The sequence below is a fragment of the Enterobacter cloacae complex sp. SHL021 genome, assembly GCF_049237765.1.
Lineage (GTDB): Bacteria > Pseudomonadota > Gammaproteobacteria > Enterobacterales > Enterobacteriaceae > Enterobacter > Enterobacter cloacae.
Genome location: NZ_JBMKJG010000018.1, coordinates 68,981 through 91,413, shown reverse-complemented (window position 1 = coordinate 91,413; position 22,433 = coordinate 68,981). Strand labels below are relative to the sequence as shown.

The window sequence follows — 22,433 nt, the reverse complement described above, 5'->3', positions numbered from 1 at the left end:
AATGAATAAAGGTTTACTGGCGGTGGCTTTGGCTGCTATTTGCACAATGGGTCTGACCGGCTGCGATCGCGTGGAACCGGGATACGTTGGCATTAAGGTAAACAAATTGGGTGAAGACAAAGGTATCGGTGAAGTTGTCGGCGTTGGCCGTCAGTGGACTGGTCTGAATACCGAGCTGTACACCTTCCCCACTTTCAAACAGATGAAAACCTACGATGAGCCGTTCACATTCCAGATGAGCGACGGTACAGCCATCGGCCACAAAATTGGTGTGGCATATCTGGTTAATCGCGACAAAGTAACTACCGTATTCCAGACCTATCGCAAAGGTGTTGATGACATTACCGACACTGATCTGCGCCAGAAGATTGCGGATTCACTGAACCGTCTGGCCAGCCGCATGACTACCGACACGTTCATCGACGGTGGCAAGGCGTCTCTGCTCGACAATGCGCTGAAAGACATTCAGGCAGAAATGTCACCGGTAGGTATTGAGGTTATTAGCCTGTCATGGGTGGGCAAACCAGACTACCCGGACACTGTCATCGAATCTATCAATGCCAAAGTGACCGCGAACCAGAAAACGCTCCAGCGCCAGCAGGAAGTTGAGCAGCGCAAGGCAGAAGCGAACATGCTGCGTGAACAAGCCGAAGGTGAAGCCGACGCTATCCGCAAGCGTGCTCAAGCAGAAGCTGATGCCATCAAGTTGCGCGGTGAAGCATTACGTCAGAACCCGAACGTCATGGAGCTGGAAGCCATCAACAAATGGAATGGCCAGTTGCCTCAGTACATGACTGAAGGGGCTAATACTCCGTTTATCGCGTTGAAGTAACAGCCTTTTCAAAGATACGGCGTCCGCTTGGACGCCTTTTTTATTTCCGTATTATCACCAACAAGAAAACAAATTGGTTACTAATACGGAATTAGCATCCGTAGAAGTACAAAGTGACAACGCCACATAGTTGTTCGGCAACGGATGAGAAGGAGATCGGGAATGAAAAATTACAGCGAGATGACGGACTTTGAGATTAACTGCCTGGTCGCGGAAGCCACCGGCCATCGACCGCTTATCTCACAATATGGCTGGAAAGGCTCACAGGAAGGCGATTACACAGCAGTGGTCGCCATCGGCCCGAACGGAGCCGGAACCTTCGACTGGTGTAACGATCCGGAAGATGCGTGGGACATTATTTACCGATACAGAATCGGCGTAATCCCTGCCAGACAGCCTGGCGAGTGGAGAGCGGCCCACAGAAAGGTGGATAGCTCAACGCCACAACATCTGATCCAGAACCCTAACCCTTTCAGAGCGGCAATGACCGTGTTCCTTTTAATGCAGGAGAAAAAGCGTGAAGAAACTGTATGACGCGGCCAACGCTGCGCTGGATGTAGTGGATACCGAAATTGCCCAGGGCTTCCCGGAGCCAGAATGGTCGACGCAGCTGCGTGAGGCGATTGCAGAGATGAACGCACCGGAACCTTCAGAAGATGAAGCCGACTGGCAGCGTTTCATCAGAATGTACGCGGAAGAGATTGGCCCGACGCCCACCGCAGAACAGGCCATGCTGCTCAAGTACTTCAAGGAGGCTGGAGAGAATCTGCCGGTTGATGATACACCGCACTGGTTTCACGCCGCCTGGCGTAAGTTCGACGTGATCTACACCCGCGGTATGGGAAGTAAAGATATGGTCGTCTGGCATCTGATGCACATCGATAAAGCTGTCGACCGCACGCTGGAGAAGTTCTTTCCACCAGCCTGAACACAATGATTGTGCGCCGCATGGCGCACATTAATATAAATAAGTACTTACCAACAAGGAGAAGACACATGAAGATTTTGGTTCGAATTTCAGCCAGCACCGACTATGACGTTTACCCGCTATTCATGGTCAAGTGCGATGGGCTGAACGATGAAGAAATTCAAGCGGCAATTGAGCGCAATCTCGTTGAGTACACTGGCATGGATGCAGATTCTGTGTATGTCGATGATGACGGTGTTTGTTGGCACAACGGTAGTTGCTGGTACGTCGACGACACGATGCCGGTAAGCGATGAAGACGCGGCTCATCTTGAGCGTATCTTAGGCATCAGCACTTTTGAGTGATATTTACAGCAAAAAATATATAAGTTAGTATCTACCTATCATGAAAACTGTATTAGACACTTTATTACTTATTGTCTCGATAGCTTTTGTGCTCGATTGCATCTTCACCGGAGCAATCCGTAAAGCGCTGACGCCTGTTAATGGCGCGATGGTTAATGCGCTGGCCGTAGTGCTGGTATTCGACTCAGCATTTGGCGTTATCTAAGGAGTCGTGGCATGAAGAAAATAGTCCTGGCTCTGGCGCTGCTCTCCCTCCCAGTCTACGCGGACACATACGTCTATGAGTGTGAGATGTCAGTGGCCGAAGTGAAAAACAACGTGATCCGCAATGTCGTCAAAGCCAGCTACGGCGCGATGGTTGTGGACAGCGGCGAACAGTTTTATGTTGTGCGCGATGATCGCGTCCTGTCTTCCCCCTATCTCACCGAACGTAACGGAAAACTGACTGGCGTGGGTGAAGATAAGTTCGTTTACAACAAATCAGGTGATGTCTACGGCGTTCACGCGAAGAACGCCAGCTATCTTTTCGATGACTGCAAGGAGGTTGGTTGATGGCGGTTACACTGGCAGGTCTGGAAATCGAAAAAACAAGCGGCTACTGGCGTGCCAAAGGGTTTAAGCAACCTGGCGTGCTGGAACGTCTGGAACGTGAGGACGGTGTCATTGTCCACCAGCGTCGCGAATGGCGCATGTACGATCCGGAAACAGGTAAGCTCACGACGAAGGCCGGGACACTCTGGGGTCTGCTGAAGAAAATCCACTGAGAACACTAACCACTGCGGTGAGTAGCCAGCTCACCGCGTGCGTATCCGGCCCATAACCACTGTAGTGAGTAAAACGCCTGCCGTGACATCCGGTATCCACTGTAGTGAGTAAAGTGGAGATTATCGACGTCGCTATCCACTGTAGGGAGTAAATAGGCGTTCATTCGCAGCAAACAACCACTATAGCGAGTGATGGAATGCGCTCTCCAGCGGGTATCCACTATAGAGAGTAAACCTTCACTGTTTTCAGCGGATATCTACTCACTACAGTGGTTAGTAAACCCAGCCAACCGATTCTGCTCTCCACAGTGGATAGCCAATAACGAAGGGAACAACGATAACCACTATAGAGAGTGGGTTTAACAAGATACCCAGTGACCACTAACCTCGCAGCCCTTGATTCATCTAGGTTTGTAACCACTAACATTTATTTCGTTGTTTGCGTGCCACTGCCTACAGTGGTTACTCTTCGGTTGCTGTTACTCACTACAGTGGATAGCGGATTCCAGATAAACAAAAGGCTCACTACAGTGGATAGTGAGCCTTTCTACTCTCTACAGTGGTTGGGCTATTTACGAGTTTTAGCTTTGCGCAGCTCTTCGAGAATCGCCAGTTCTTCCTTGCTTAACATGACCATCTCACCGTCTTTTTCTTCAGGAACAACATCGATGATGTCCTCCTGATCATCACCAGGCAAGCTATCTTCCTGCTCTTCTGGTTCTTCCGGCGCAGCTTTAACTGGTGGCAATGCCGGGCGTAACTTCGGCCGCCTATAGTGGATGATGAAGTAGACCGAGCTGCCGCGCTTCACTTCGGTGTAATCGAGATAGCCGATCTCACGCAGCTGCTCCATCGCCTTCCTGACTGTCGCGTTCTGGGTAATGGTGCGGCTGGTTAAGTTAAGTCTGGCGCGTAAGCGAGCCAGCGAGATTGGTGCCGGGTCAGGTGGCAAACTTTCGATGAAGGTGTAGAGCGCCTGCGCGGATTCTTTTCTGGAGAGTTCGTTAATTGCCCGGAGTTGCAGAAGAACCTTTTTGTCGAACTGGTAGAGTTCGAAAATCTTAGGATCAGCCTGCAGCGAGACCGTGTCGTTCTTTGTGCTGTACTTTGCTGTCTGCACAAGGTGCGTCACGTAATACTCATCAGAGCCTTTACTGCGGAATGAGATAGTGTTTGTGGCAATACGAGTTAGAGAACTGTCCAGGCGCTTGCGTAACTTCGCGGACGATCTGGCCGTTGGTATGCCACAGAGCCTGACGAACTCGACGAACGGTAACGTGACGGTGTCGCCAACAACCTTGTGCTTGGCGAACGCGTGGATGATGCCTACCCACGTTTTGAAGTCGTTATCCATATCCAGACGAACGCCAGAGATCCTTATGTCCTCGTACCCTTCGGCTTTGGCCAGAGACAGCTGTTTGAGTTCAGCAGAGGCGTCCATAGAGACCATTTGCCCCTTTCTGCCCCTGGCGGTCGATTTCAGCGTCGGAACGAAGAGACCAAGACGCATCAGAGCAACAGGCTGAACTGTGTTGTTGGTGTTAGGAACTAACGTAACAACTTCACCGGTCTTTTTGTCTGTTTCTGAGAATGCTTCAACGATCGCTATGTTTTTATTGCCGTTTTCGCTCATTCCAAGTGTCTCTTTTTATTCGACCGCTTTGGTGGCCTTTACTGATTACAGTGGATAGTAGCACTCATCGCAGCGGTTATCCTACCGCCTATAGTGGTTTTTCTACTCTCTACAGTGGTTGGTTTACTCTTCATAGTGGCTGATCTTCTCTCTATAGTGGATATCGATCACCTCTAAGGCCATGTGGCACAACGGTTTGCGGGGTACGGGGATCTTTTTGGGTCTTTGTGGGTCTCTTTGGTTCTCTTTGGGATCTGAATTACTGGATCGGGCCTGTGTATAAAAATCAGATAATTGCAAAACCAGCCATCACTCCCCTTGTGGGGATAACGTGTGGTCGAAACAATCACACCTGAACGCAAATCTTCCAATATATCTATTAATATCAGCTATCTGCCGTAGAAAAACAGGCACTGAGTTATCCAGTTAAGACAATGTCTCCTACTCACTACAGTGGATACCGACCACTCTCCAGAGAGGTTGTTTTGCTCTTCATAGCGGTTATTATGCTCTCTACAGAGGTTACTTTCCTCCCCATAGTGGATAGTAACCCCCTCTCAGGCCAGTAACCGCAACGGCTGGAGACGATCGGGGATCTCTTTTGATCTTCTGTAGGATCTCTCTGGGGATCTAATTATTGGATCGGTCCTGTGAATAATGGGTATAAGTAAAACAGGCATTTGCAAACATCGGTGCGCCTTGTCAGTTATCGTTGCCCCGGACAAACTATTTGAATAAGAATTATGGATCTCAAACGCACGCGCTGGGTTCGCCGTCTTGAAGATGGCTCCTACACCATTGAATCGAACACTAGCCTGAACAAACAGAAGTTGCTCTGCGACCTGTGCGGCATTGCGTCGAAGTGCCCGATTAACGAAACCCGGCTCAAACTCCACGACGCCGGTGCGCACTTCCACCTGAACAGCTGCATACGTTACGTGCCACTGCTGGCATTTCGTAAACCGATCATCGGATTGGACGCTCCCTACTTCAACACACTCCGCTCTGGTGTAACATGGCGAGACCGGGTCGAGCCAGGCAAACTCGTTTGTCTGGTTGAGGCTGATACTGGAAATATCATCCGATTCGGGAGAGTCGATAAGGTCTACTCCGGCCCGGTGGATGAGATGTTGCGGAAACATAGCCGGTTTAACCATCTTTGCATGGGTGGAGAGAAGATCGAGAAGGTTGGCGAAGTGATCCGCAAATCCTACGGACATTTCCTGAACGACGACAGCCTTCTCACGGCCATCTACATTCGCCATGTCGATCGGGAGTTCGATACGGAGTATCACAGCGCTGAAGAGTTGAATCTTGTCGACCCTCGCCCAAAAGCTGGGGTAATCGACATCAGCGTAGCGCGTCAGAAGCCCCCTGAGACGTTTTAAACGTAAACTCATGGTTTTCCGGGGCATAAAATATGGTGTCTTAGAAAGACACTGAGAGCTTTAGGGATTAATACATGAGTGAATTTTATTCTAGGGCAGCAACTGTGGCAGACATGCCATTTATCATGAGTGAGTTCGAAGACGGCGCACGCAAGGGTCACTTCTACGAAGAGATCCTCACATCAAAGGGGGGTAAAACCTTTGAGAAGCAGACCAGGCTGGCCATCAAGACGAACGAGCAGGGCCAATACTCCGGGCATTATATCTACATCCTGCTGCGCCGTTCTGATGACAAAAAAGCAGGGCTAATCTGGTTCTGTGCCGCACTCGATCCAACCGGTGCGCCACGACTTGAACTCCGTGCCGTCAGTATCGTCAAAGAGCTACGCGGGAAAGGCTATGGGTCAATGCTGGTGTCCGACATGATCCATTCAAACCCGAGCCAGCCGATGATGGCGAAGTGCTATGTCAAATCCTCGCAAATGGCCGACATGCTAAAACGCAGAGGTTTTCACCTTTTCGACACGTCCCCCAAAGGCACGCAGATGCTGTTTCGCGATCCAAAGTAAAAAGCACCCCATACGAGGTGCTCCTGAAGAATTAATCGCAAGTTGTTTTGCCAGTGCCGTCTGGGTATACGATGGATTCGCACGACTTGCCGTCCAAGAAGCTGTAGCTGCGAATAGTGCCGTCCGGATCGCGTTCTGTGTAGGACTCCAGCTTCTTCGGATCAGCGTTCTTACGGCGCACTTCTTTCAGCTCATATTGGGCCTTGTACATCTCCTTGTAGGCTTCTTCTATGCGCTTCATTTTGATTTTTTTAGCCTCTTCGTTTCCAAGATAAGCGGCCATTTCTATATCACAATTAAACTCAATTTTTGGAAATGTTGGCTTGTACGAGTAATACCGATTTGGTGAGTTTTCGTTGTCTGTCAGGTAGGCTTTACCACCGCAAAGCTTATCAGCACGATCTTGCGCAATAGCAACACTGGAAGTTGAGTAAATGTTGACGTACCCGCCAGCTGACTTTTCATCTTGAGGCTGCTTTGGCACGCATCCGATCAGAGCAATAGCCATCGCCCCTACAATTACGCGTTTCACCGTCCGTTCTCCTTTTTCGTTTGGTTGTCATCATTGAGTGATTGCGATTATAGAGTGGCTTGTAACATTTAGAAATCTTTGCCGCTTCATAAAATAGGTATTCACTTACTTATATATTTTGTCATAATCATATGCCTGTAGATTTTCTTCTGTGCCGTGTTGTCTGGGTTGTTCGCCTCTTAAACACGCTTAATATCTGTATCAAAATAACCACAAAGGAAAAGACACATGACATTGCCATACGGGGTGATATCAGATCCCCATTATCATCGTTGGGATGCTTTTGCGACAACAAACGCTGACGGGCTGAACTCTCGACTGGAGATCCAACTGGACGCCACGAAAGAAGCAGCCAAAGCCATGAAAGCTGCGGGCTGCAAGCACATGCTGGTGGCTGGTGATACTTTCCATGTTCGTGGTGCTATATCGCCTTCCGTCCTGCATTTCGTGACCGAAACTTACGAGTGGATCATCAAAGAGTTGGGCCTCGAAGTGGTTATGCTGGCCGGCAACCACGACCTCGAAACCAACGATTCCGTATACAGCGCCAATGCAGCGGCCTCTCTGCGCTCAATCGGTGTGGAAATCGTCTGCGGCAAACGTCCTCACTCCATCAAAATGGGCGACGTTACCGTCCATCTGATTAGCTGGCGCAATAACCACGCAGAGCTTATCAGCGACCTCAAAACACTGCGTTCCGGGCTGGATGGCGACAACCACGATGTCGTTGTGCATACCTCGATCAACAAAGCGATCCCCACCATGCCTGATGTCGGCATCGACGCACAGGAACTGAAAGATATCGGCTTCCGTTTGTTGCTGTCCGGACACTACCACAACCACAAAGAAGTGCTGCCTGGAGTGGTTAGCATCGGGGCGCTGACGCACCAGAATTGGGGCGATGTTGGCTCGCTGGCTGGCTTCATGATCGTCAACCCTGACGGCACATTCACCCACCACGAAACCTCCGCACCCAAGTTCGTCAACCTTGAGGACGATGTGGAAGACGACCAAATTCGCGGTAACTACGTGCGCTTCCGTGCCGTTGTGGAGAGCGATGAAGAGGGCATCAAAATCCAGAACGTCCTGAAAACAATGGGCGCGAAGGGTGTCGTCTGCAACTTCATCCGCAAGGCATCGATGATGGAAGGCACTGCCAGTACTGCGGAGACCAGCAAAATAGACAGCCTGGGCGAGTCCGTCGCGGCGTACTGCAAGATCGTTCACGACACTGACGGCGGCTTCGACCTGAGCAAGCTGGACATGCTGTGTCAGGAGATCCTGACCGAAGCGGAGAGTGCGGAGGCAATGTGAGTACGAGCCATTCTGGGAGCTTTCGGGACTTCATCTCCACGATGAAAAGACTTGAACGAGGCCAGACGGTGATGTTCCACAAGCCCTACCCACCCAACGGAAACCCTGTGGCGTTTTATCTGGGAAGACTGAGCAAACAAGGCGTACTGAAACGCCGATCTTTCCCGGCCCACACGGAGTTTCAACTGCGAAAAGGCCAGCATTTGAATCAAAAAGTTAGAGGCATTGTATGAAATTTCTAAAGCTCCAGGTTGAGAACTTCATGGCGTTAGCCAGCGCCGAAGTTGAGTTAGACCAACGCGGTCTGGTGCTCATTCAGGGTGTTAACAGTGGCGACTCTTCCGCTGCCAGCAATGGCGCGGGCAAATCGACTTTGATGAACAGCCTGATGTGGTGTCTGTATGGCGAAACTGCGCATGGCGTCAAAGGTGACGACGTGCTGTCTACAGGCCACGAGAAAAACTGTCGCGTGATGGTGACTGTTGAGGATGAAGGAAAGCGTTACGCCATCATTCGCCACCGCAAACACAAAGAGTTCAAGAACCGGCTGATCGTCCGTGGCGAAGACGGTGACATGACCAAAGGCAAAGACACATTGACGCAGGAGTTCGTTGAACGCCTGGTTGGTGCATCCAAAGAGGTGTTCATGGCGTCCATCTACGCCAGTCAGGAAGCAATGCCAGATCTGCCGGGTATGTCCGACAAGAACCTCAAAACCATCGTTGAAGAAGCCGCTGGCGTCGACCGGTTAACGCGAGCCTATGCCATTGCTCGCGAGCGTGCTAATGCAGCTGCCGCACGCATGGATGTTACCAAATCCAAAATGGACGCCTGTCTCACGCTTATCGAGACCGCGCAGTCAGAGATTGAGGCGGCCAAAGCGTCCTCTGATAGTTGGGAACGCGATCGCGGCGAACGTCTGGATAAGGCCCGCGTCGATTTGGCTGGCGCAGAGGTAACGCTGTCTGAAGTCGTGATGGAAATTCGCTCGCTGCCAGAACAGATCCGGGATACGGAAAACGCGATTGCTGGCGAACGCAGCAAGCTGGCCTCCAAAGAAGAGCATGACGCCAAACTGCTGAAGGTGCGCGGTGCGATTGCGGAGATCCGCTCAAGCATCCGCACTTCAGAAGCGGCACAGAACGAGTCCATGAACCGTGCTCGCTCGTTTAAAAGCAAAGCAGAAGAGGTCAACACAAAGGTCGGAGCACCTTGTGTTACGTGCGGAAAGCCCTACTGCGAAGAAGATTTGTCCACCGTGAAGGAGAGTTTCATTGAACAAGCGCGTAATGAGATCGGCCAGGCGCAGGCATCAGCAGCGGCAGTGGCTCAACACAAAGCTCGTCTTGAGAAGGCGCTCGGCATCGAGTCTGCACTGGTCTCAGCCACACCCGACGTCTCAGAAATCATCGCCAGAATCGAACGCCTGACCAATGAGCTAAGTGCGCTGCGTCATCGCGAACGTGAAGTTGTGGCCGTCGAAGCGATGGTGGCGCGGGCGCGTACCGACATGAATCGCATTATGGCAGAGGTAAACCCATTTCTGGCCGTTATTAAGCGTCATGAAGACAACCTGGCTGCCAATAAATCTAATCATGCAGTACTTAAAAATGAGTTAAAGAGTATTCAGGAACAGGCTCTGTTGCTGGAGAAAGCTCGCCAGGTTTACTCCCCAGCTGGTGTGCGTTCACACATCCTGACCTCCGTTACGCCTTTTCTGAACATCAGAACTGCGGAGTATCTCAACACGCTGTCGGACGGCAACATCGTTGCCGCATGGTCGACAATGGAGACAACGAAGAAAGGTGAGTATCGCGACAAATTCAATATCAGCGTGACCAAAACAGGTTCCAGCAAATCGTTCCAGACGTTGTCTGGTGGCGAGAAGCGTAAGGTACGCATTGCGTGCTCTCTTGCCTTGCAGGATCTGGTTGCCAGTCGCGCCAGTAAGAATATTGAGCTGTTTATCGGCGATGAAATTGACGACGCGCTCGACACTGCCGGTCTGGAGCGTCTCATGGGGATTCTGGAAGCCAAAGCGCGTGAACGCGGCACAGTGATGATCATTTCCCACAAAGAGATGAAATCGTGGTTCCGGGAAACCATCACAGTCGAAGTCAAAGAGGGTCGCAGCTATGTCGTTTAACTTGAGCCGAACGCAGTTTTTGCAGATGTTTGCCGTGATGCAGTCTATAAAGCTGATAAACCACCATACGGCAAAAGCAGCTGCGCCTGCACTTTTGTGGAAAAACGAAAACATCAATGACGACCAGTTCTCGGTATTAACCAGTCTGTTGTCATCTACTCCGTTGATGCCGAGTATGTCTATGCTGCCGTCAGGAAGCACTGCGCCGATCCTTATTAATCCATTTACGGAAGGTGGATATCTCCCACATTCTGGGCCGGGGTTCGTTGTGATTCCTGAAACCGGAACGCTGAACATCCAAGAAAATGCGCTCTTCAATGCGATGGAGACGCACATCAGCACCGCATTCACTAATCTGATTCGACACGCTAACGCACGCGCGGATCACGTTGCAATGCCGGGTGCTGCCTTCGCCAGCTTCTCTGTTGACTATGATCGGCACGCGCCAATCTCAAAGCGGGCGAAACTTTGCTTTTATGAAGAGGGATGTGAAGTAGCGGTTATTGAAGTTCTTCTCCCCCATGTATTCAGCGCGAATGAAACGGCTGCACGCCATCTGATCGACATCATGCGACATTTCATCGGCCAGAGCATGATTGATGCAGATATTGCGGCAGGCGTTCTAACCAACGATAGCATTCATGTTGTTAGCGACATTCCGGAGCCGCCAACTCGCGAGCCGGAGAAGACACTTGAACAGAAACTAATGGAATGCCCAACCTGGGCTACGTGGTAAGGAGACCAAAAATGAGTAAAACCATTCGTGTGGTCGGCGTCGACCCTTCAATGAGCAACTTTGGCCTGGCGATTGGCACGCTGGATCTGGAAACGGATAAGCTGGACATTCATGGCCTGACATTGGTGGAAACCAAAGCTGGTGGCAACAAGAAGACGGTTCGCGTAAACAGCGACGATCTGCGCCGCGCTAACGAAATCTGGCGTACCGCCAAACCCATAATCGAGCAGGCTCATATGGTGTTTTGCGAATTGCCGGTTGGTAGCCAGTCCAGTCGCGCACAAACCTCATACGGTATCTGCATTGGGGTACTGGCGTGCGTGGATAAGCCACTGATACAGGTCACGCCAAACGAGATTAAGCACTATGTCGGGAATAAGCTGACCACGTCGAAGGAAGAGATCATTCAGTGGGCTACGCAGAAGCAGCCAAACGCCCCGTGGCTGCGTCGGAAGCAATCTGGTAAGGAAGTACTGGTGAATAAAAACGAGCACCTTGCGGACGCTGTCGCGTCGATTTACACCGGTATGCAAACTGATCAATTCCGTCAGGTTCGCGATGTTCTTGCAGGAATTTTATAAGTCGGTAATTGATAGGTAAGTACTTATCTATTAACATGAGACCACTATATTTAGTGGCCTTTTTTATTGGGTGATACATGATAAGCATCGTCAAACGTAACGGTTCCACAGAGCCGTTGTCAGAGGAAAAATACAACCGCGTTGTGATGTGGGGAGTCGAAAACATTCGCAACGTTAGCGCGTCTGCTGTCGCTATGGGCGCCGCTGCCAGCATTTTCGACGGAATGACCACCTGCCAGCTGCATGAAGCGCTGGTGAAGTCCGCTGCCGATCTGATCTCTCCGGAAACCCCGAACTACTCGCAGGTTGCCGCGCGACTGAGTCTGTTCAAGATCCGCAAGGACGCCTTCGGGCAGTATGACTACCCGAATTTCTACAATCACATCGCCAGCAACGTCAGCCGTGGCGTTTACGATGAAGACCTTCTCAAGTACTACTCCCAGGAAGAAATTGCCGAGCTGGGCGTGTACATCAAGCCTAAGCGCGACGAATACTTCGGCTATGCCGCCACCGTGCAGCTGGCGAGCAAGTATCTCGTTCAAAACCGTGTAACTGGCGCTATCTACGAAGGGCCACAGCAACTCTACATGCTGGTCGGCATGTGCCTGTTCCAGAATTGGGAAGATGGCTGCGCCGGTAAGACGCGTCTGGAGATGGTCAAAGGCTTCTACGATGTGACCAGTACATTCAAGCTGTCTCTGCCAACGCCAATTATGGCCGGCGTGCGCACCCCTACTCGCCAGTTCTCCAGCTGCGTGCTGATTGAAGCTGCTGATAGTCTGAAAGGGATTAGCGCTGCGTCTTCCGCAATCATCGACTACGTGTCACGTCGCGCGGGCATTGGTATTGGCTTTGGGCGTCTGCGTGCGCTGGGAAGTGAGATCCGCAATGGCGAGGCCACCCACACTGGCGTTATTCCATTCCTGAAACACTTCCAGACAGCTGTGAAATCCTGCTCTCAGGGCGGTGTTCGCGGCGGCGCTGCTACAGCGTTCTATCCGATCTGGCACTTGGAAGTTGAAAGTCTGCTGGTACTGAAAAACAACCGTGGCATTGAAGAGAACCGTGTTCGTCATCTCGACTATGGCGTGATGATTAACCGTCTGATGTATCGCCGCCTGGTGCGCAACGAAAACATTACGCTGTTCAGCCCACACGATGTGCCGGGCCTGTACGACGCGTTCTTTGTTGATCAGGACAAGTTCGAAGAGCTGTACCTGAAGTACGAAGCCGACGAGAGCATCCGTAAGAAATCTATCCCGGCCGTCGACCTGTTCTCTACGCTGATGCAGGAGCGTGCCTCTACTGGTCGTGTTTACATTGCCAACGTCGACCACATGAACGATCACGGCGCATTCGTTCCGGAAATTGCACCGGTACACCAGTCCAATCTCTGCATGGAGATCACGCTACCGACCAAGCCACTGGCGTTCACTGACGATCCGAACGGGGAAATCGCGCTTTGCACTCTGTCTGCGTTCAACCTGGGCGCGATCCGCACGCTGGACTCACTGAAAGATGTGGCGTTTTACGCTGTGGCGGCACTGGACTCTCTGCTCGACTATCAGGACTACCCGATGGCTGCTGCAGAAATCCCGGCTAAAGCTCGTCGTAGTCTGGGTATTGGTGTGACCAACTTTGCCTACTATCTGGCGAAGAACGGCTTTAACTACTCTGACGCTGCTGGCAACCAGCTGGTGCATGAGACCTTCGAAGCCATTCAGTACTACCTGCTCGATGCGAGCTGCCGACTGGCCGAAGCGAAAGGTGCATGTGACTGGTTCTCCCACACCAAATACGCACAGGGCCAGCTGCCAGTCGACCACTATCGCAAAACGCTGGATACCAACCCGGAGACCTCTTTCGAGCTGAAAATGCCGTGGGAAGAGCTGCGTGGCCGTATCCGTGAGCATGGTCTTCGTAACTCAACTCTGACCGCTCAAATGCCGTGTGAGACGTCCAGCCAGATCACCAACTCCACCAATGGTATTGAGCCGCCCCGCGGCACGGTGTCCGTGAAGTCTTCCAAAGACGGCATCGTGAAGATGGTCGTTCCGGACTTCGCTCAACTGAAAGACCAGTACGAGTACCTGTGGGATATGCCGGATAACCGCGGCTATCTGACTAAGGTGGCCATCATTCAGAAGTTCTTCGATCAGGCCATCTCTGCGAACACCAACTACGACCCGACTCGCTTCCCCGGCGACAAGGTTCCAATGATGAAGCTGCTGGAAGATCTGCTGTTTGCGTATCAGCAAGGTGTGAAGACGCTTTATTACCACAACACGCGTGATGGCGCTGGTAAGCGTGACGACGACGATCAGGTGCCAGAACCTTCCGCTGCGGAGGTTGTTGAGCCAGAAGATGAGTGCGAAGGCGCGTGCAAAATCTGATGAGCGTGGGGAGAAATCCCCACCTATTCATTGAGTTGAACACCTTGTTTAAACCAATAAGATAACAATTTGTTTAAAGCCATTCGATAACATTCAGAGGGAAACACATGACTTATTCTACTTTCCGTTTGGGCGCTAACGACGCAACGAAGGAACCTATGTTCCTCGGCCAGTCTGTCAACGTAGCACGCTACGATCAGCAAAAGTACCGTGACTTCGAAAAGCTGATTGAGAAACAACTTTCGTTCTTCTGGCGCCCTGAAGAAGTCGACATTACCACTGACCGCATCGACTTCAATACCAAGCTGCAAGAGCACGAGCGCCATATTTTCCTGAGCAACCTGCGTTACCAGACGCTGTTGGATTCCGTTCAGGGTCGCAGTCCTAACGCAACACTGCTGCCGCTGATCTCCATTCCTGAGCTGGAGACATGGGTCGAGACCTGGTCGTTCTCTGAGACGATTCACAGCCGCAGCTATACGCACATTATCCGCGGTATGGTGGATGACCCGAGCATCGTTTTCGACGGCATCGTCACGGACGAAGAGATCATCAGCCGGGCTGTAAGCATCTCAAGCGAATATGACAGACTGTACGAAATGACCTGCGCTCGCCAGCATCTTGGCGAAGACGAATTTGAACGGCTGTATGTCAGCGAGTTTGATGGCAAGCCCTACCCTCTCCAGCGCCAGCTGTTCCGAACACTGGTGTCGGTGAATGCACTGGAGGCGATTCGCTTCTACGTGAGCTTTGCGTGTACGTTCGCCTTTGGTGAGCGGAAGCTGCTGGAGGGCAACACGAAAATCATGCGCTTTATCGCACGCGACGAGGCTCTGCATTGCGAAGGTACTGAACGCATGATCCGCTTTATGCGTACCGGTCGTGAAGGTCTGATGTGGAAGATGATTGCCGCAGAAGAAGAGAGCTTCATCTATCAGACCATGATGGACGTGGCCGGGCAGGAAATGCGCTGGGCTGACTATCTGTTTAAAGACGGCTCAATGATTGGCTTGAATGCCGACATCCTCAAAAGCTATGTGAAATACCGCACCAACCTGGCAATGCGTCGTCTGGGGTTGCGACCGCTGTTCCCGGAAATTAAAGACGATCCACTGGTATGGATGAACAAATGGCTACTGTCAGACACCCTGCAGATCGCTCCGCAGGAAGCTGAACAAAGCAACTACCTCGTCGGCCAGATTGATTCCGCTGTCGATCGCTCCGGACTGAGCCAGTTCGCAGACCTTTAAGCCGAGTTTAACCACTTTGTGACCTGCCGCTGCTGGGTCACAATTGACGCATCAAATGAAGTCCAAAGGAAAGAAAGAAGACATGAAATTTACGAAACTGACCGATCATCTGAAACTTGCCGCAGACAAACTCGTGGGATTTAAGCCTGAGCCTTACGAGTTGAATCCTGGTTTTGGCAAGGCAACGGAAAGCATCTACTTGATGGTTGACCAGTTCCACACACTGTTTCAGCACCCACGCCGTGCCATTCCAGATCCGGCATTACTGCGTCTGCGTGCCAAGCTGATCCACGAAGAAGCAGTTACTGAGGGCATCCCGGCAGCTAAAAATGGGGATATGACGGCGCTGCTGGACGCGATGGCTGACTTCCTTTACGTGGGCGTCGGCACAATGGTGGCCATCAAAGGCGGCATCTCGACGGGCATGAGTTACTACACCCAAGAGCAGAGTGTTGATCGCTTCATCCACACCATCATGGTTCCGGGCAACACGGTCTTTGACGATATGGCTATCCCGTTTGAAGAAGCAAAAGAAGCTGCATTAATGCTGAATGCGCTGGCTGACAAACTCGAAGCGAAGCCGATAAGCGATTCTGAATTGGTGCAGGAGCTGCGCCGCGTGATGAACAAAATCTACGTTGCCTCCATGATGACCTACCGTCTGGCTGATTTTCTCGGAATCGATATTGTTGAGCTGGTGGCAGAAATCCACCGTTCCAACATGACCAAGCTGTGGCCGGCTGACGCCGAAGAGCGTCGTGTGGCGGTAGAGAATTGCAAATACGACAAGGAAGATCTGGGCTTCCGCCACGCTGAAGGGACTGACATGATGATTGGCTTCAGAGTTTCTGATGGCAAGATCCTCAAATCCCCAACCTACAGCGATGTGGATCTGACTCGCTTTGTTGAGAAGGCGAAGTCCTCATCTCTTTACGAGATGCTAAAAAATAATTGTAAGTGAGCACCTATCATTATATATTGCCTGAGCGTGTTTTATTGTCCAAGTTCTTAATTGCTCATTGCAATGGTGGCCTAAGAGCCACCATTTTTTCTTACTCCCCTCCTAGCCTTACACACTTCTGACAGATAAACTTGTATAAAATAATAGGTATGTACTTACTTATCTTGTGTGAGGTTGATTTTGTCTATCCTACTGAATCGAGACTTTACGAACGGTCAGTTTGCCAGTGGTTCGTATGCCAAAGTGGTTGAAACGGTGCTCAACACTGGCGTTCACGCGGGTGATCGCACCGGAACCGGCACAAAAAGCGTTTCATATGTCCCTTCCTACTACATGCTGACGGGCGGCTCTGTTCCACTTATCTCCGGAAAAGCCGTCAACCTGAAGCCGTTACTGGTTGAGCTGGAGTGGTATCTCAAAGGAACGGGCAACATCCAGTTCCTGAAAGATAATGGCGTCAAAATCTGGGATGCCTGGGCTGATGAAAATGGCGATTTAGGCCCGGTCTATGGCAAACAATGGCGTCGGTGGGAAGATACCCGCATCGTGAGCCATAGCGAGTATTTGAGCAAAATCGACACGTTCCGTGAGCGCGGGTACAAGGTCGAGGGGTATCTGGGCGTAAGTGAAGATCGCGTTGTGTTGTCCCGTGAAATCGACCAGCTACAGCGTATCGTTCACACGCTTCGCACCAACCCGACAGATCGTCGCATCCTGCTGAATGCCTGGAATGTTGGCGAACTGGAAGATATGAAGCTGCCGCCATGCCATTTCGTGTTTTCACTGTGGAGTCGCGAGCTGGACTTTGAGACTCGACTGACGATGGCCACCGACATTGGCATCCAGCACAACCGCCACGGCCACGAATCCATTTACACCCAGATGCTGTGTCTTCTGGAAAGAGATGGCGGCATTACTGAGAACATGCTGGACGAGCTGGGCATCCCGAAACGCATTCTGAACTCATGTCTGGTGCAGCGCAGCGTCGATACCTTTGTTGGTATGCCGTTCAACATCGCCGGTTACGGCATTCTCACCCACTTCCTCGCGAAGATCACCGGCCACATGGCTGGCGCATTCGTGCATTTTGGCTTTGACGTTCATCTCTACGACAACCACATGGAAGGCGTTGAGGAGCTGATGAAGCGCGAGCCGCCCAAAGAGTCCGACCCGGTTGTCATTTTTCCGCATGAATGGGCCGAACTGGACGACTTCAAATGGGAAGGTGTGCAGGTGTGCGGCTACAGCCCTCTTCCGTGGATCAAGGTTCCAGTGGCGGTGTGATATGGCCAGAGGGATGTATGTGTTGTGTGAAATTGAAGGTGTGCTGGCGAGAGCCAGCCATCGCAAAGCAGTGTCTGATGCGGATGCAGGCGCTCTCATTGCCGGTGATGAACTCATCTTTCCCACCAGCCGCATGTTGCGTGGTTTTGCTCGCTCCGGTGCTGAAGTGGTGCTTATCAGTAGTCGTCCGGAAGCGCTCGAAGGCCCAACCAAACGCTGGCTGAAGGACTTCGGCATTGATTATGACTGGCTCCACCTTGTTCCGCGCGGTGTCAGTTTTGAAACCCATATCAAGCGCACGCTGGCAGAGCACAAAGGCGACTTACTTATCGCCGCACTGGTTCATGATCCGCGTCTGCGTTCTGCGCTGGCAGATTCTCACCAGCGACCAACCATCTATGAGGTAAGCCAATGAAGATGATTGCAGCTGTCGGCCGCAACTATGAAATCGGCATTGGCAACGAACTTCCCTGGCGTTGCCCGACCGATCTGAAACTGTTCAAACAACTCACCAAAAACGCCACTGTCGTGATGGGACGCAAGACGATGGAAAGTCTCAAGCGCCCGCTGCCAGAGCGCCATAACCTCGTTTTGACGCGCTCTCGTGGGTATATCCCCAATGGGTTCTACCCCGCTGGAATCGATGATGTTTTGAGACTGCCAGATCCGGTCTGGGTGATTGGTGGCGGGCAGATTTACTCGCTCTTTATGCCACACGTAGAAGAGATCTGGCTGTCGCATATTGGCGTGGATGTGCCTGGCGCGGATGCGTTCTTCCCGGCGCCAATGATGCGTTCTTTAGGGTTCGTACCAGTCGAAACGGCTTATACCCAACGTGCAAATGAGGATGAGCCTGGCTTTTTGCAGATAGTATACAGAAGGTCGTAATGGATTACCGGATTGGAATCACTGGCGCACAGGGCAGTGGAAAAACAACCCTGGCAAGGTACATCGATGCGCATTATGGCATTCCGTATGTGGATGCCGGCGTTGGCAAGCTGATGAGCAGTCTGGGGGTGAAGGTTGGCGAGCGTTTGCCCCTTTACGAACGTCTTCAGGTTCAGATGGAGATTGCCAGACACATCGAGATGATCACCCGCGGCGTTGAAGGTTTTGTTATCGACCGCACGCCAGCCGATGTCATGGCTTATACGCTTGACCTGGTCGGCCAGACCAACGAAGACCGCTGCATCGAGCTGGCTCTCGACATTGAGCAGTTTTGCCACAAAGCGGCCATTTCCAACTTCAATGCTATCGCGGGTCTTCGCCCGGGCGTTGAGCTTTCCAGCAAAGAACTCGCGCGTCCCCAGCGAGGATCGCTTGACCGTCTCTATGTTGCTCGCATCGATGCACTTATGTGCGGTGAGCTGACGAAAATCAACACGCTTCCCCAAACCGGCGATCTGCAGGTGTTCGTTATTTCTGAAAAGTGCCGCACGGTTGAAGCGCGAGCCAGATCGGTATTGCGAGTGCTGGACAGAGCCGCTGAAAACATCGAGCGCCGTATAACAGGACGAGTGACCTTCCACTGAATGTTGCTCCCCTGTTGGGCAGTGTGACAATAAGACACGCGAAATGAATCGAGGAAAAACAGAATGATAGACGAACTTCCCCTCTCGGATGAATTAGATCGTAAAGCGATTGAAGCACTGATCCGCATTGCCGACGAACAATCCCGCTCTTTGATGAGTGAACGTGAAGCACGTCTGGCTATCCGCGCAGTGTTTGAGTCCGTTCAAGGGCTTGTTGGGGAAGAGGTTGGCGAAGCCATCAATGTGGCGATGTCGCAGTTCAATGGCGGCACCAAGCGCCCTCTGTTTCCTATGCACCTCAAACTCTCAGGCGGTACGGTTCTGTACGTGTCCGTTTGCCTGGAGACCAACCAAATCCAGATCCTCAACACATCAACGGGCGAATGGCGCGAGCCGGTCGTCTGCGAAAGTGGCGAGGACGCACTGAAAAAGGCTGCTCAGTTTGTGCGTGGCGCACTGCTGAAAGGCGCGAAGAAGCTGTAAGGAGTACGAATGACCACGATTGTCGGTGGCGTCGATATTGAGTCCACAGGGCTGGACTTCACATCCGGCCACAAAATTATCGAAATCGCGATAACCCGTTATGAACTGGAAACCCAGAAGCACATCGACAGCCTTGAGATGCGCTTCAACCCGCGTCGCAGTATCGATCCGAAGGCGCAGGCAGTGCATGGCATTTCACTGGAAGATCTGGCGACGGAACCGCTACTGGCTGACCACGCAGGCAAGATTGCTGCGTACATGGGCGCATGTAGCGCGTTAGTCGCCCATAACGGAGAGGCTTTTGACCTTCCGTTCATTCGCCACGAGTTCGGTAGCTATGGGGTGAAATTGCCAGATATCCCTCTGGTTGACTCCATGCTGGATGGCTTGTGGGCTACCGAGGATGGGAAGCGCCCACGCCTGGAAGAGCTGGCGTTCTCACTTGGGTTCACTTACGACCGTGAGAAGGCCCACAGCGCTCTCTACGATACTGACCTGATGATGCAGTGTTTCTTCAAAGCCCGAGAGAAATACGGCTTCTTCAAACTCCCATTCGAAAGCGCCTGATGGCGCTTTTTCTTTGCCTTCAGTTCTTCTAACTGCCTGTAATTATGACTTTTCCGCCTGATAGGTTTTGCCAGAATACGCTCAACCAAAACGCGGAAACGCACCAACGAAAACATAAGGAGTTAAAAATGAGCGCAGTTACAAACACTGTTAAAAACGATGACCTGGACGAACTGACTGCAATGTTGCAATCTCTCGACGAACCAGTGCAGAAAGCTGCGAAAATGAGCGGTGTCGACGAGATCGACGATCTTCTCTCTGGTCTGGATGATGCAATCGCAAAACCAGTCGAGGCGGTGGCGGATGAAGTCATGAATGCCAGCTCTACCGGCGATCTGAGTAGCGTTCTGGAAGAGCTTGAGATTGAGCACGAATCGGTGAAGGTCGAGGAACCAGAGCGTGACCTTGTTGCGGAGATAGTGAACGAGCCAGCGCCTGAACTTGACGCTCGAAGTACTGAGACTACCGGTACAGATCCAACCCCTTTACCTTCAGTGGCGTCAGAGCCTAAACCTGAAGAAGAGCAGCCAAAACGCCAGAAGGCAAAATCAGAGCGTACACCGGCCAAACCTCGCTTCACGCTGGAAGGTAAGGACGAATCGTTCTATGCGACAGCCGGTCTGGAAAGTGAGAGCTTTACTGCCGCATTCGAAGGGGCGCCAGTCAAAGCGAAAGACAAGATCTTAAACCTTTTGAACTGGTTTAGTGGTGGGCCGGAAATCAGCGTCTACACGGTAATCGCAATGCGCCATATCCTTGACGCGAACACGGCGACCAGCAATAGCATTAAACTGGCGCTAATGAGCAACCCGGAGAAACCATATCCGCTCAACACCGCTTCGACTCAGGCTGGCCAGATGATGGCTGTGTTTCCAGCTACTGGCATTGCCACCAGGGAAGGTGGAAATCTAACCCTTAATAAAGAGTCGCCGATCGTCAAAAAATTCATAGCGGAGTATTCCATTGGATGATGTTCCCCTACCCGTTCTAAAGCCCCCTGACAGCTTTAGGACGCTGGGTAAGCTAATTGCATACCCAGCATCGATAAAACGCGCCAGAGAGCTTCCCGTTTGCGAATCTGGCGCGTTCTTCTTTGTTTGCTATCCGTTTGATTAAATGAAAAAATAGGTAAGCATTTACCTATCAAAGCAAGATAATGATCGCAGCCGAAAAAATCAAAAAGCGAGAGCGTGATGCCTCTCTTCGCGACCTTTGGCGCACACCGCAGTGGTTGTTTGTCGCCATCCAACGTTACATAGGCGTAAAGTTCGATGTGGACGTCGCCTGCAACAAAGATAACGCTCTCCTGCCGAACTTTATCGGTGTTGAGCGTGATGCGCTCAAGTGCAGCTGGGGAGAACCTGGCACTGTGGCGTTCCTTAACCCGCCCTACTCCAAAATCACCCCCTGGATAGACGCAGCCATCCGCGAGCAGGCGCGTGGAGTGACGACGGTCATGTTGATACCACAATCCCTCGATACGCAGTGGTACGAGCGTGCGGCTGAATGCGCCAACGAAACCGTCATCTTGTCTGGCGGCCGCGTGGCGTTCGTTGAGCCAGATGTTGAACTTGGGCTGGTGGAGGTGAACATCAACCCTGGTGGCAGCATGTTGCTTATTTTCCGTGGCTACTGTCAGGAAGCTGGGCACACCATCAGCAAGATACCGCTGGCGGTGATGAAAAAGCTGGGTGGTTATGATCCTGCCAATGTTGTCAGGAAGAAGAGACCACGTAAAAAGGCAGCGTAAACACCAGTCTGGGAGTAAGTTTGAGAACCTGCTTCCGTATATATAAATAACTAAGTACTAATTATTAATATATACAGACGCAGGCTTTTTAAGACGTGATTTCCAAACAACTCCCAGACCGTTTTACACCTCCAGAACCCACTGGAACCCCTCTTCAGACGCTCTAGAATCGATTTTATGAACCACAGTAAGGAAAACTATCATGGTATACCCGACGAACGTCGTAGCGCTCGTTGAGAGCGATTTTCTGGCCAAAGTGCGCGACATGATGAAAGATCGCGATAAGGCTTTCAGTCTCTACGAATGGTCGCTCAAATGTCTTCATTCAGGCGAGCACAAAGAGCTGGTGGAGCAGCTGTTAGGGGAACTCATCAATGAGGTGTTTGCCCTGAACGTCCAGCTTCATGGTCGAGAAAATAATCAATCGAAATAATCGGTAAGTACTT

General features: G+C 51.6%; 28 protein-coding genes. 26 read left to right on the top strand and 2 right to left on the bottom strand.

From position 1 onward, the window contains the following. The first annotated feature begins 1 nt into the window (after window position 1). The 7 genes from ACOTZF_RS18040 to ACOTZF_RS18010 all read left to right on the top strand — a co-directional run bounded on the left by ACOTZF_RS18040 (window position 2) and on the right by ACOTZF_RS18010 (window position 2,868). Complete coding sequence (locus tag ACOTZF_RS18040) at window positions 2–832, top strand: SPFH domain-containing protein (RefSeq protein WP_421636163.1); 831 nt, start codon at window positions 2–4, stop codon at window positions 830–832. Window positions 833–994: 162 nt separating this feature from the next. Then, window positions 995–1,366, top strand: a complete 372-nt coding sequence (locus ACOTZF_RS18035; RefSeq protein ID WP_054625105.1) for a DUF2591 domain-containing protein — start codon at window positions 995–997, stop codon at window positions 1,364–1,366. After that, complete coding sequence (locus tag ACOTZF_RS18030) at window positions 1,350–1,760, top strand: DUF7238 family protein (protein WP_421636162.1); 411 nt, start codon at window positions 1,350–1,352, stop codon at window positions 1,758–1,760. Before ACOTZF_RS18035 ends, ACOTZF_RS18030 begins: the two co-directional genes overlap by 17 nt. A gap of 68 nt (window positions 1,761–1,828) precedes the next feature. After that, window positions 1,829–2,104, top strand: a complete 276-nt coding sequence (locus tag ACOTZF_RS18025; protein WP_004110038.1) for a hypothetical protein — start codon at window positions 1,829–1,831, stop codon at window positions 2,102–2,104. A gap of 40 nt (window positions 2,105–2,144) precedes the next feature. Beyond that, the gene (locus ACOTZF_RS18020) at window positions 2,145–2,309 is read left to right on the top strand and encodes a hypothetical protein (RefSeq protein WP_284953662.1); all 165 of its coding nucleotides are present in this window, start codon (window positions 2,145–2,147) and stop codon (window positions 2,307–2,309) included. A gap of 11 nt (window positions 2,310–2,320) precedes the next feature. Beyond that, window positions 2,321–2,656: a hypothetical protein gene (locus ACOTZF_RS18015; RefSeq protein WP_105625568.1), complete on the top strand. Its 336-nt coding sequence runs from the start codon at window positions 2,321–2,323 to the stop codon at window positions 2,654–2,656. Continuing rightward, window positions 2,656–2,868, top strand: coding sequence for a hypothetical protein (locus ACOTZF_RS18010; RefSeq protein ID WP_006812558.1), 213 nt, complete (start codon window positions 2,656–2,658; stop codon window positions 2,866–2,868). Before ACOTZF_RS18015 ends, ACOTZF_RS18010 begins: the two co-directional genes overlap by 1 nt. Window positions 2,869–3,436: 568 nt before the next feature. Here the strand turns inward: ACOTZF_RS18010 and repA are convergent. Continuing rightward, window positions 3,437–4,501, bottom strand: coding sequence for a replication protein RepA (gene repA, locus ACOTZF_RS18005; RefSeq protein WP_016051671.1), 1,065 nt, complete (start codon window positions 4,499–4,501; stop codon window positions 3,437–3,439). 743 nt (window positions 4,502–5,244) lie between these two features. On the opposite strand from repA, the gene ACOTZF_RS18000 reads away from it, so the two are divergent. Both ACOTZF_RS18000 and ACOTZF_RS17995 read left to right on the top strand, forming a co-directional pair. Next, the gene (locus ACOTZF_RS18000; protein WP_022649908.1) at window positions 5,245–5,889 is read left to right on the top strand and encodes a hypothetical protein; all 645 of its coding nucleotides are present in this window, start codon (window positions 5,245–5,247) and stop codon (window positions 5,887–5,889) included. 125 nt (window positions 5,890–6,014) lie between these two features. Beyond that, the gene (locus ACOTZF_RS17995; RefSeq protein ID WP_421636161.1) at window positions 6,015–6,458 is read left to right on the top strand and encodes an N-acetyltransferase; all 444 of its coding nucleotides are present in this window, start codon (window positions 6,015–6,017) and stop codon (window positions 6,456–6,458) included. A 31-nt stretch (window positions 6,459–6,489) separates the two neighbouring features. On the opposite strand, the gene ACOTZF_RS17990 is transcribed toward ACOTZF_RS17995, so the two are convergent. Continuing rightward, window positions 6,490–6,990 carry a hypothetical protein gene (locus ACOTZF_RS17990; protein ID WP_252072658.1) on the bottom strand — a complete coding sequence of 167 codons (501 nt, stop codon included), beginning with the start codon at window positions 6,988–6,990 and terminating at the stop codon, window positions 6,490–6,492. Window positions 6,991–7,218: 228 nt separating this feature from the next. Here ACOTZF_RS17990 and ACOTZF_RS17985 point away from each other — a divergent pair, with 228 nt between their 5' ends. The 17 genes from ACOTZF_RS17985 to ACOTZF_RS17905 all read left to right on the top strand — a co-directional run bounded on the left by ACOTZF_RS17985 (window position 7,219) and on the right by ACOTZF_RS17905 (window position 22,420). Continuing rightward, the gene (locus ACOTZF_RS17985) at window positions 7,219–8,304 is read left to right on the top strand and encodes a metallophosphoesterase family protein (protein WP_058652539.1); all 1,086 of its coding nucleotides are present in this window, start codon (window positions 7,219–7,221) and stop codon (window positions 8,302–8,304) included. Continuing rightward, complete coding sequence (locus tag ACOTZF_RS17980) at window positions 8,301–8,537, top strand: hypothetical protein (protein WP_000107766.1); 237 nt, start codon at window positions 8,301–8,303, stop codon at window positions 8,535–8,537. Before ACOTZF_RS17985 ends, ACOTZF_RS17980 begins: the two co-directional genes overlap by 4 nt. Beyond that, the gene (locus ACOTZF_RS17975; RefSeq protein ID WP_421636160.1) at window positions 8,534–10,450 is read left to right on the top strand and encodes an AAA family ATPase; all 1,917 of its coding nucleotides are present in this window, start codon (window positions 8,534–8,536) and stop codon (window positions 10,448–10,450) included. Before ACOTZF_RS17980 ends, ACOTZF_RS17975 begins: the two co-directional genes overlap by 4 nt. Further along, window positions 10,440–11,186 carry a hypothetical protein gene (locus tag ACOTZF_RS17970; protein WP_213845524.1) on the top strand — a complete coding sequence of 249 codons (747 nt, stop codon included), beginning with the start codon at window positions 10,440–10,442 and terminating at the stop codon, window positions 11,184–11,186. Before ACOTZF_RS17975 ends, ACOTZF_RS17970 begins: the two co-directional genes overlap by 11 nt. Window positions 11,187–11,197: 11 nt before the next feature. After that, window positions 11,198–11,767, top strand: a complete 570-nt coding sequence (locus ACOTZF_RS17965) for a hypothetical protein (RefSeq protein ID WP_002214145.1) — start codon at window positions 11,198–11,200, stop codon at window positions 11,765–11,767. Window positions 11,768–11,844: 77 nt separating this feature from the next. Further along, complete coding sequence (gene nrdA / locus ACOTZF_RS17960) at window positions 11,845–14,160, top strand: class 1a ribonucleoside-diphosphate reductase subunit alpha (RefSeq protein ID WP_421636159.1); 2,316 nt, start codon at window positions 11,845–11,847, stop codon at window positions 14,158–14,160. 107 nt (window positions 14,161–14,267) lie between these two features. Then, a complete protein-coding gene (nrdB, locus tag ACOTZF_RS17955; RefSeq protein WP_002231164.1) occupies window positions 14,268–15,410 on the top strand; it encodes a class Ia ribonucleoside-diphosphate reductase subunit beta in 1,143 nt (380 codons plus the stop codon). Window positions 15,411–15,492: 82 nt separating this feature from the next. Further along, complete coding sequence (locus ACOTZF_RS17950; protein ID WP_421636158.1) at window positions 15,493–16,371, top strand: phosphoribosyl-ATP pyrophosphohydrolase; 879 nt, start codon at window positions 15,493–15,495, stop codon at window positions 16,369–16,371. 180 nt (window positions 16,372–16,551) lie between these two features. Then, entirely contained in the window at window positions 16,552–17,655 is a 1,104-nt protein-coding gene (locus ACOTZF_RS17945) for a thymidylate synthase (RefSeq protein ID WP_022649915.1), read from the top strand. 19 nt (window positions 17,656–17,674) lie between these two features. Then, window positions 17,675–18,070 carry a hypothetical protein gene (locus ACOTZF_RS17940; RefSeq protein ID WP_160859100.1) on the top strand — a complete coding sequence of 132 codons (396 nt, stop codon included), beginning with the start codon at window positions 17,675–17,677 and terminating at the stop codon, window positions 18,068–18,070. Beyond that, entirely contained in the window at window positions 18,067–18,543 is a 477-nt protein-coding gene (gene dfrA51 / locus ACOTZF_RS17935) for a trimethoprim-resistant dihydrofolate reductase DfrA51 (RefSeq protein WP_000781812.1), read from the top strand. Before ACOTZF_RS17940 ends, dfrA51 begins: the two co-directional genes overlap by 4 nt. Next, complete coding sequence (locus ACOTZF_RS17930) at window positions 18,543–19,187, top strand: AAA family ATPase (protein WP_101740151.1); 645 nt, start codon at window positions 18,543–18,545, stop codon at window positions 19,185–19,187. Before dfrA51 ends, ACOTZF_RS17930 begins: the two co-directional genes overlap by 1 nt. Window positions 19,188–19,250: 63 nt before the next feature. Then, window positions 19,251–19,670, top strand: a complete 420-nt coding sequence (locus ACOTZF_RS17925; RefSeq protein ID WP_004109992.1) for a hypothetical protein — start codon at window positions 19,251–19,253, stop codon at window positions 19,668–19,670. Window positions 19,671–19,679: 9 nt separating this feature from the next. Then, complete coding sequence (locus ACOTZF_RS17920) at window positions 19,680–20,237, top strand: 3'-5' exonuclease (RefSeq protein ID WP_000208226.1); 558 nt, start codon at window positions 19,680–19,682, stop codon at window positions 20,235–20,237. A gap of 128 nt (window positions 20,238–20,365) precedes the next feature. Continuing rightward, window positions 20,366–21,208, top strand: coding sequence for a hypothetical protein (locus ACOTZF_RS17915; protein WP_023180903.1), 843 nt, complete (start codon window positions 20,366–20,368; stop codon window positions 21,206–21,208). A 185-nt stretch (window positions 21,209–21,393) separates the two neighbouring features. Next, entirely contained in the window at window positions 21,394–21,987 is a 594-nt protein-coding gene (locus ACOTZF_RS17910; RefSeq protein WP_004109976.1) for a phage N-6-adenine-methyltransferase, read from the top strand. Window positions 21,988–22,189: 202 nt separating this feature from the next. After that, window positions 22,190–22,420: a hypothetical protein gene (locus ACOTZF_RS17905; protein WP_000262979.1), complete on the top strand. Its 231-nt coding sequence runs from the start codon at window positions 22,190–22,192 to the stop codon at window positions 22,418–22,420. Window positions 22,421–22,433: the final 13 nt, after the last annotated feature.